This window comes from Corynebacterium sp. HMSC036E10 (assembly GCF_001836265.1).
Taxonomy (GTDB): Bacteria; Actinomycetota; Actinomycetes; order Mycobacteriales; family Mycobacteriaceae; genus Corynebacterium; species Corynebacterium coyleae.
The window spans coordinates 1-9,685 of record NZ_KV827990.1 but is presented as its reverse complement, the minus strand read 5'-3'; the positions used below and the strand labels follow the sequence as shown (position 1 = coordinate 9,685).

The window sequence follows — 9,685 nt, the reverse complement described above, 5'->3', positions numbered from 1 at the left end:
AGGGCTACGTGGTCACTATCGACGAGAACACCGGTGAGATCACCGTGACGTTCCCGGATAAGTCGAAGCTCAACGCGGACACCGTTGAGGAGTTTGATGTTCCGGTGACGGTGACTTACCCGGACAAGTCCACCGACGACACGACGGCGAACTTCAAGTTGGATACCGACGGTGATGGCACACCTGATACCGAGGATCCGGACGATGACGGTGATGGCATCCCGGATGAGAAGGAGAAGGAAGACAAGACGAACCCGAAGGTTCCGAACCAGAACCTGGACTACGAGCCGGAGTACAAGGACGGTTCCGGCAAGCCTGGTGAGGACGTCAAGGTCGAGAAGCCGGAGTTCAAGGACAAGGATGGCAACCCGACCACGCCGCCGGATGGCACCACCTTCACTCCGGGTGAGAACACCCCGGACGGTGTGACCATCGATGAGAACACCGGCGAGGTCACGGTGACTATTCCGGAGGATGCCAAGCCGGGTGACAAGATCACGGTTCCGGTTGTTGTGACTTACCCGGATGGTTCTAAGGACAACGTTGACGTCACCGTCACCGTTGACAACCCGGATGCGAAGACTGCGGATGAGATCGAGCCGGAGTACAAGGACGGTTCCGGCAAGCCTGGTGAGGACGTCAAGGTCGAGAAGCCGGAGTTCAAGGACAAGGATGGCAACCCGACCACGCCGCCGGATGGCACCACGTTCACTCCGGGTGAGAACACCCCGGATGGCGTGACCATCGATGAGAACACCGGCGAGATCACCGTGACTATTCCGAAGGACGCCAAGCCGGGCGACAAGATCACCGTCCCGGTCGAGGTCACTTACCCGGATGGCTCCAAGGACAACGTTGATGTCACCGTCACCGTTGATAACCCGGATAAGCCGGTAGATGAGGGTGCGGACACCACGCCGCCGAAGATCAACCCGATCAAGCCGGACGATAAGACCGTCACTGGCACCGGCGACCGTCCGAACGAGAACATCACCGTGACCTTCCCGGATGGCAAGGAAATACCGGCCACGACCGATGAGAACGGTAAGTGGACGGTCAAGGTTCCTGAAGGCACTACCTTGAAGCCGGGCGACAAGGTCGAGGCTCGAGACGAGGCCGGCAACGAGTCCAAGGAGAAGGTCGGCATCGACACCGGCAAGTGCATCGCCACCTCGGTCGGCTTCGGTCTGCCGCTTATCGCGCTGCTGCCGATTGGTCTGGCTACCCAGTTGGAGATCCCCGGTCTGTCTGACATCGCTGCTCAGGCGAACGCGCAGATTCAGAACTTCAACACCCAGATGCAGCGTCAGCTGGGCGTGTTCAACCCGCAGTTGGCTTCCCAGGTGGATGCGATTAACTCGCAACTCGCTCGCTACGGCACCGATATCGGAACCGTGCTCGGCGGCCTGGCCCTGATCGCCGCTGGCATCTTGGCCGGCACGATCATTTACGACAACTGCTCGCCGAACGGTGGCTCGTCCATCAAGAACCTCGAGTTGAGGGGTTCTTCCGGCAACACCTACGCAGGTTCGTCGAAGGAGGGGAAGGAGAAGTAATGCAGTAGACCAGCGCCTTTACTAAAGGCGTCTTCCTCGAAACCGTCGCCCCGCTCATCATTCCGGTGAGCGGGGCGACGGTTTGCGCATTGCTTATCGACGACCCCACCTCCCCGAGCTACCCCCGCCCAAAGGCAGGGAACTCACAGTAAACATTCATGAAGCAGTACGGAACCAGGCAGTTTTTAAATCAATTCCTGAGGGGAGGCTAAATAATCACATGAGTGGGGGTAGGGCCAAAAGGGTAGATTGTAGACAGGTGTCCACCAGGCGTAGCGTTCCCAAAGTCCTTAACGGGTGTCCATTAATTGGATATTGCGTTTACACACATCGCTATGTTTCTGGAAGGTTCTTTGTGAAGAAAAACTACGTTGCACGCCGCCGTGGCACGTCGGTTGCTGCGGCTGCGTTGTCGTTTGCGTTGGTTGCGCCGCTCGCGCAGCCGACGGCGTTTGCGCAAGACAACCCGCAGGCTGCCCCAACCCCAGCCCCAGCCCCAACCCCAGCTGCGGACCAAGGCAAGAACAAGCAGGTGCCAAACGCCATCTTTACCAAGGGTGGCTGGCGTGATTTCTACGGCTACCACGGTTGGGCGTACATCAATAAGGATGGCCGCCACGATGATTTGTCGTCGAATAATGAGCCGCTCAAGGGCAACGTCATCTACTTGCAGTACGTGACCAAGAATGGTGAGGTTTCGCCGACGTTCTACACCACGACTGACTCCGAGGGTCGCTTCTCCTTCGACCTGTCCGAGAAGGTAACCAACGAGGTTGACGCGCCGCCGTTCTGGCTGGCCGCCGGTGGCGTTCGCGTCCGCGTTTGGGGCGAGAACCCGGATCCGAGCAAGTACTCGGTGGTTGCCGCGGGTGACTTCAACTCGGGCCGTTACACCTCGATTACGGACCGCGTGCAGGAGTCTTGGAACTTCACTGCTGGTCCTGCTGGTTCCCGCATTACCAACGGTCGTTTTGTGCTGGAAGAGAAGCCGAATCACGTTGGTTGGTTGGCCAAGCCGGAGAAGGATTGGACCCGTGCGCTCGACGGCGAGACCGGTAAGCCGACGGCTGATGGTCAGTTCCCGTACTACGGGGACTTTGGCGCGATCAAGAGTATCGCTCACCCGAATGAGTCCATGGTGTGGTGGGAGACTGGTGAGTCTGCCGGTACCTTGCCGGGCTACTACAAGTACCAGCCTGCGCGTGGTGATCGTGCAGCGGGCGGCATCGAGATTGTTGCGTCGTATCTTAACGACGAAGTCGCGCGCCAGATCGACGCCTGGAAGAACGAGAACCCGGGTTACACGGTCGAGCAGGAGCGTGCGAACCAGGAGCGCATCATCAAGGCGTACCAGGACGAGCACGGCGAGGGCTCCCACATTGCAGAGACCGTCGTTGCCCCGACCAGCGCTGACGGCATGATTTACCTGCCGTTCAAGGGCACGCTGGGCTACTCGCGCGACAAGGCCAACCTCGGTGTGAACAATGTGGTCAGCGAAGAAGACTGGGGCAAGGTCGCAGAGGACTACCAGAACCAGTGGGTCAACGTGTTTACCGGCGCTTCGTTGTACGACGTGCGCCACATCAACACCGACTACATGTATATCTACCCGAACATTGAGGGCCGCGACGTGAAGAACTCTGCGTTCGTCGCCAATATGTTCATGAACTACCGCGACCAGGGCGCGATTGCCGCCGGCGCGAACATGAACGGTCTGCAGTTCCCGTTGATGACTGCACAGCCGACCTTCGACATTCCGGAGTACAACTCCTACGACAACAAGGGTCGTCCGGGCTCCAAGGTGACTACGAAGACCGCGGGCTTGCTGCCGAACACGGAGTACGCAATCCGTTGGTACGCAACCGCTCCGGATGGTACCCAGACTGAGATCAAGGATGCGATGTGCAAGATCAAGAGCGACGACAAGGGTGCGCTCGAGTCTTGTGACTTCCAGGCGCCTGAAGACCTGAGGGAGACCACCGTCTACACCGCCGCGCTGGTCTCTGTTGACCCGGCTTCCGGCGAGCCGTCTGATCGTTGGGAGATCGCAGACTCCTTCACCGCTGTTGTTCCTGAGCCGCTGCCGTTGGGTTCGGTGGGAACCGATTTCCCGGATAACGACGTCACGCCGCTGTTCAAGGACCTGCCGGACAACATGAAGGAGGGCACGGAACCAGTGTTCTCCGCCAAGGATCTGCCAGCGGATCTTGAGATCGACCCAAAGACCGGCAAGATCACCGGCAAGCCGACCGCCCCGGGCACCACCGAGGTCATCGTGACCCGCGAGGTCGAGGTCATGGTGGAGCAGGATGTGCCGGTGCTTGACGACGACGGCAAACCGGTCTACGAAAACCCAGACGAGCAAGATCCCGAAAAGCGCATTGAGAAGACCGAGAAGAAGCCCGTCGCGCAGAAGCGTAAGGAGCAGGTAGTCACCAAGATCACGGTGACGGACACCAAGCTGTCCGACGGTGTTGTCGGTGAGCCGTACGAGCAGGAAGTGAAGCCGGAAGGCTTTGACAAGCTGCCGCAGGGCTTCGAGCTGAAGAAGGACTCCATCAAGGTTGAAGGCCTCCCGGAAGGCCTGGAGCCCAAGAACGGCAAGATCATCGGTACGCCGAAGAAGACGGTTGACGCTTCTGAGGAAAAGCCGAATGTCACCGTTACCTACACGTTGGTGGACCAGGACGGCAAGGAGACCGAGCACACCGACGTTGTGCCGTTGAAGGTCACCGACCAGGCCGGCAAGTACGACCCGGAGGGTAAGGACCAGGAGGTTGCGAAGAACGCTGAGCCGAAGGCTGAGGATTCGATCGCGAACAAGGACGAACTTCCGGAGGGCACCAAGTACGCCTGGAAGGAAGCGCCGAAGACTGACACCTCTGGTGATAAGAAGGCTGTCGTTGTTGTCACCTATCCGGATGGCACCACTGATGAGGTGCCGGTGACGGTGAAGGTTGCCAAGGATCAGGCCGAGCAGTTCGACCCCGCATGGCAAGGACCAGACGGTTGAGACTGGCAAGAAGCCGGAGCCGAAGGACAACGTCAAGGACGCGGACAAGTTGCCGAAGGGCACGACGTTCGAATACAAGGACGAGCCGGACACCTCCACGGCTGGCGATAAGCCGGTTACCGTCATCGTGACCTACCCGGACGGTTCTACCGACGAGGTTCAGGCCACCGTGAAGGTGGAAGACCCGAAGCCCGAGCAGCCGCAGCCCAAGGACCCGAAGCCCGAGCAGCCGCAGCCGCAGCCGCAGCCGCAACCCGAGCCGCAGCCCGAAAATCCCGAGGACCCGAAGCAGTCCGACGCTGACACCTACGAACCGCAGGTTCAGCACAAGACCGTCGAGCCGAACGAGGTCCCGGAAGCCAAGGATCACGTCACCAACGTCGACGAGCTGCCGGAGGGCACGACCTTCGAGTACGAAAAGGCGCCGGATACCTCCACTGAGGGCGACAAGCCGGTGACCATCGTTGCCACTTACCCGGATGGCACCACCGACAAGGTCAACGCCAACGTCAAGGTGCAGAAGAACGCGACCGACGCTGACAAGCACGACCCGCAGGGCCAGGACCAGAAGGTCAAGACTGGCGGCACCCCGGACGCGAAGGCCAACATCAAGGACGCCGATAGCCTGCCGGAGGGCACGAAGTTCGAGTACAAGAAGACCCCGGATACCTCGAAGCCGGGCGTCTACGACGTCACTGTTGTTGTGACCTACCCGGATGGTTCCACCGATGAGGTGCACACGACGATCACCGTTGGTACTGACGCGGAGCGTTTCGTGCCGGAGTATGACAAGGTCACGGACGTTCCGGTTGATGGTGAGAAGAACACCAATGATCCGTTCGGCACCAAGGCGCCGGTGAAGAAGACGGAGGTGAAGCCGACCGCGGATTCGGACACCGACAAGTGGGAGTTCACCCCGCAGGACAACGGTGTGATCAACGCGAAGGCTCCTTCGATGAAGGACGTCGCGGAAAAGGTCGAGGCGCACCTGCCGGAGATCAAGAGCACCGATGTGAAGAAGCGTTGGGATAAGTTCTTCGAAACCTTCAAGCCGTTCGCTCGCCCGTCCGTTGCTGTCGGCTTCACCTACGAGGACGAATCGACCAACTCCGCGACCGCCAACTTCGATCTGGTCGGCAAGGATGGCAAGTCCTTGCTGGATCCGGATGGTGACTTTGATGGTGATGGACACAGCAACCGCGAGGAGGTGGAAAACGGCGCCAACCCTGCCGACGATCAGTCCAAGCCAGACACCACGGCACCGACTATCGACGACATCACCCCCAGCGCCAAGACCATCACCGGTAAGGGCGACCGTCCTGGCGAGAAGATCATCGTGACCTGGCCAAACGGCAAGACCATCACGACCACGACCGGCAAGGACGGCAAGTGGAAGGTCAACGTCCCGGCGGACGTCAACCTGAAGACCGGTGACGAGATCCAGGTTGTCGACGGCGCCGGCAACAGGGCCACCGCAAAGGTCGGCATCGACACGGGCAAGTGCGTTGCCACCTCCGTCGGCTTTGGTCTGCCGCTGATCGCGCTGCTCCCGATCGGTCTGGCCACCCAGATCCAGATCCCGGGCCTCACCGAGTTCGCCGCCCAGGCGAATGCACAGATCCAGACCGCGAACACGCGCCTCCAGCAGCAGTTGGGCGTGTTCAACCCGCAGGTCGCCGCTCAAGCGGACGCCGTGAACGCGAAGCTTGCCCAGTACGGCACCGACATCGCAACAGTTGTTGGCGGTCTCGCGTTGATCGCCGCTGGCATCCTGGCCGGCACGATCATTTACGACAACTGCTCACCCAACGGCGGCTCGTCCGTGAAGAACCTCAAACTCAAAGGTTCTTCCGGCAACACCTACGCTGGCCCTTCTAAGGAGACCACGGCTCCGGAGAAGAAGTAGGTTCTAGCTACTAGTTAGCGCGTTGTTGCCCCGTACCCCCGTTGTTGGGATACGGGGCAACTGTCGTTGGGGCATTTTGCTTATCGACGACCCCACCACTCCGAATCACCCCCTAAAGTAGGCACTTCTGCTTTTCTGAGAAAATCTCACCTTCAGCCCGTTTTTCACGGATCTTCTCGGTGTTAGTGGATCGGGAGGCCAAGTACCGTGCCTGGGCGGAAATCGTCACCCAAAAACGCAGGGCAGATAGGCATTTGCAGTGGTTGGGGATGCATCTCGATATTGCACGTTTCCAAGATGTATCTATTTTGACAGGTCAACAATTTTTGACGACGTGGGCAAACGCTGTCCAGCGAAAAATGGAAAAAGACACTGCCGGGTTGGAAGAACCTGAGAAATCTTCTACGCGGTTGTGGGCAGACGTAATGATCATTGCGGGCTGTTGTCAACTTCTTTACCCTTGCCTATGTCGGCCCTGTATGGCATGTGTCCGAAAAGCGTCACAACAGACAGGGCTTGTCTAACCGAAATTGTCATTTTCGAGGAAGGAATTTTCGGTGAAGAAGAATTACATTGCACGTCGTCGTGGCACGTCGGTTGCTGCGGCTGCGTTGTCGTTTGCATTGGTTGCGCCGCTTGCGCAGCCGGTAGCGTTTGCGCAGGAGGATAAGCCTGCTGCTGATGCAGCACCTGCTGATCCGAATCCTGCTGAACAGCCGGGTGATCAGCCTGTTGAAGAACAGGATAAGGGTGAGGTTGTTGAGGATCTATTCCCGTCGCGTGACGGCCAGCAGGTCATTGAGGCTGATGCTGTAGCGAATGGGTACATCAAAACGACGATTGATACCACGAATGCCGAGTCTGTGTTGACTGGCCGTGCGCTTGAGGTGACCAATAAGGGCACCTATGCCCCGTTCCAGAACAGCCAGCAGCCGGTGCCGACGGGCACGAAGGTCTACATGCAGTGGATCGATAGCGATGGTGCTGTTTCGCCGGTGTATGTCACTGAGACTACTGATGGTTTTAGCACCGGTGATGATTCTGGCGGTCCTGGTTTTTATGCGTTTGATCTGCGTGAGCCGTGGTTTGATGCCAATGGTACGAAGCATGAGTTCCGTGCGTGGGGTGCGAGCGCTTCACAGTACTACCGTTTGTGGATCGATGAGTATGAGCGCGATGGTGTGACGTATTCGCCGTTCCGTCAGGCTGGTGGGTTGTTCCCAGGTTCGTTCTGGTCGACCGGTGAGACCCGTCAAAATGGTGCGTTTGCTTTGCTGGGCAAGAATATGCACTACACGGCTTTCTTTATGGCGCCGAAGCCTGCGGGGTTGACTGAGGCGTTTACGCGTCCGCGTGATGAGTGGAAGCAAGCGGATGTCTACATTGATGGTGAAGATACTCCGACGGTGCTTGAGTCGCGTGGTGGTATATACGATCCGTCTGTGTATACGGGTGTAACGGATACGATTTCTGGTTCTGTGTGGTATGAGACCGGTGCTGGTGATCGTGGCAATACGCAAACTGGTGTGCACCGCAATGTTGATGGTGCGGATTACCCGGCGAAGGGGTACCAGGTTGTGTTGTCGCAGCTGACGCAGGAAGGCTACCGCGACTACCAGGATGCGGTGGGTAAGGTTCCGGAGGATCAGCGTAACGAGAAGTCCATTGAGTGGATTAAGGCGAATCCGGACGCGATTGATGCGACGTATTACACCACGGTGGATGAGTTTGGTAACTACTCGATGCAGTTGCCGAAGAATGCGTTGACGAACAATGTTGCTACCACCGATAACATTTGGATGACGGTGTTGGATGAGGATGGCAATGAGGTTGTGGCGTATTCGCCGTGGCTGTTGCCGCAGTTTATGAATGCTGATTCGACGGGTCAGATGGCGCCGCGTCATGCTGCGTCGAATCCGACGATGAACGCTGCTCCGCGTAATCACCGTAATTACTCGTTCGGTATTTTGCCGCAGTATGACATTGATCAGTTTGACATTGTCAACTACAACGTGACGGATATGCCGGCGACGAAGGGTACGGATACTGAGCCTGCTCGTCTTGAGGCTAAGGGTCGTTTGACGTTGTTGCCGACGAAGTTGGAGTGGCGTCAGGGCAATCGTGTGCTCAAGGAGTGCCCGGTTGATAACCTGTCGAATTTGGGTGATTGCCAGACGCTTGATTTCAACGATGAGGCATATGGGCTCAAGGATGGCGATATCGTTCGTGCGGTGTTGGTCACCGGTGAGGGCGATGGTCGCAATGAGATTGCTGCCGATTCGTTTGCGGTGCGGAAGAATGATCCGGAGTTGGATGCTAATGAAAACGCTCCGAAGTATGAGGATTCGGTTGCCCCGCAGGGTAGCGAGGTAAAGGTTCCGGCGCCGAAGAATGAGGATGATAAGGATCTTCCTGAGGGTTCGACGTTTGGTCCGAATAAGGATCCGAACTTCCCGGTGCTCAAGGATGGCAAGCCGGTTGTCGATGCCAATGGTGATCCGGCTGGTTTCCCTGGCACCTACCAGATTGATCCGAATACTGGTGAGATCATGGTGAAGCCGAAGGCGGATGCTCCGGTCGGTGACTATGAGATTCCGGTTGTTGTTCACTACCCGGATGGTTCCGCTGAGACCGTCTACGCCAAGGTTAAGGTAGTCCCTGAGTACACTCCGAACTACCCAGGTGAGTACCAGCCGAAGGATGAGGAGAAGCCGAAGGGTTATGTCACCCCGGCTGGTGAAGAGACCACCATCAAGGTTGACTTCGACGACCCGGCCACCGAGAAGAAGGAACAGGCACCGGCTAAGGACGTTGCGAAGTTCTCGATCGACGATGCAGCGAGGAAGGCAGCTGAAGAAGCAGGCTACACCGTTGACGTTGATTCGGCCACGGGTGATGTGAAGGTAACCCCGAAGAAGCCGACCCTGGATAAGGACGGCAACCAGGTGAACGTGCCGGCTGAGTCGTTGACGATTCCGGTGAAGGTAACCTACACGGACGGTGCGCTCGAGGATATCGCTGAGGCTGTTGTCTACCTCGATACCGATAATGACGGCATCCCGGATATCGACGATGAGGACGACGACAACGACGGCATTCCGGACAAGGACGATAAAAACCCGAATGTTCCGGACCAGTCCAAGACGCTTGAGCCGAACTATGAGGACGGTAAGGGTAAGCCTGGCGAGGATGTCGAGGTTGACAAGCCTG

General features: G+C 58.0%; 4 protein-coding genes. All 4 read left to right on the top strand.

Annotation, left to right across the window (positions count from 1 at the left end; genetic code table 11):
• Nucleotides 1-1,556 (top strand): YPDG domain-containing protein (locus HMPREF2736_RS09220; RefSeq protein ID WP_210399458.1); only part of this gene is annotated, 1,556 nt, incomplete at its 5' end.
• A gap of 355 nt (nucleotides 1,557-1,911) precedes the next feature.
• Nucleotides 1,912-4,569, top strand: coding sequence for a Rib/alpha-like domain-containing protein (locus HMPREF2736_RS09215; RefSeq protein WP_070829474.1), 2,658 nt, complete (start codon nucleotides 1,912-1,914; stop codon nucleotides 4,567-4,569).
• Entirely contained in the window at nucleotides 4,514-6,475 is a 1,962-nt protein-coding gene (locus HMPREF2736_RS09210; RefSeq protein ID WP_070829473.1) for a Rib/alpha-like domain-containing protein, read from the top strand. Before HMPREF2736_RS09215 ends, HMPREF2736_RS09210 begins: the two co-directional genes overlap by 56 nt.
• 557 nt (nucleotides 6,476-7,032) lie before the next feature.
• A partial coding sequence (locus tag HMPREF2736_RS09205) for a Rib/alpha-like domain-containing protein (RefSeq protein WP_210399457.1) occupies nucleotides 7,033-9,685 on the top strand: 2,653 nt, incomplete at its 3' end.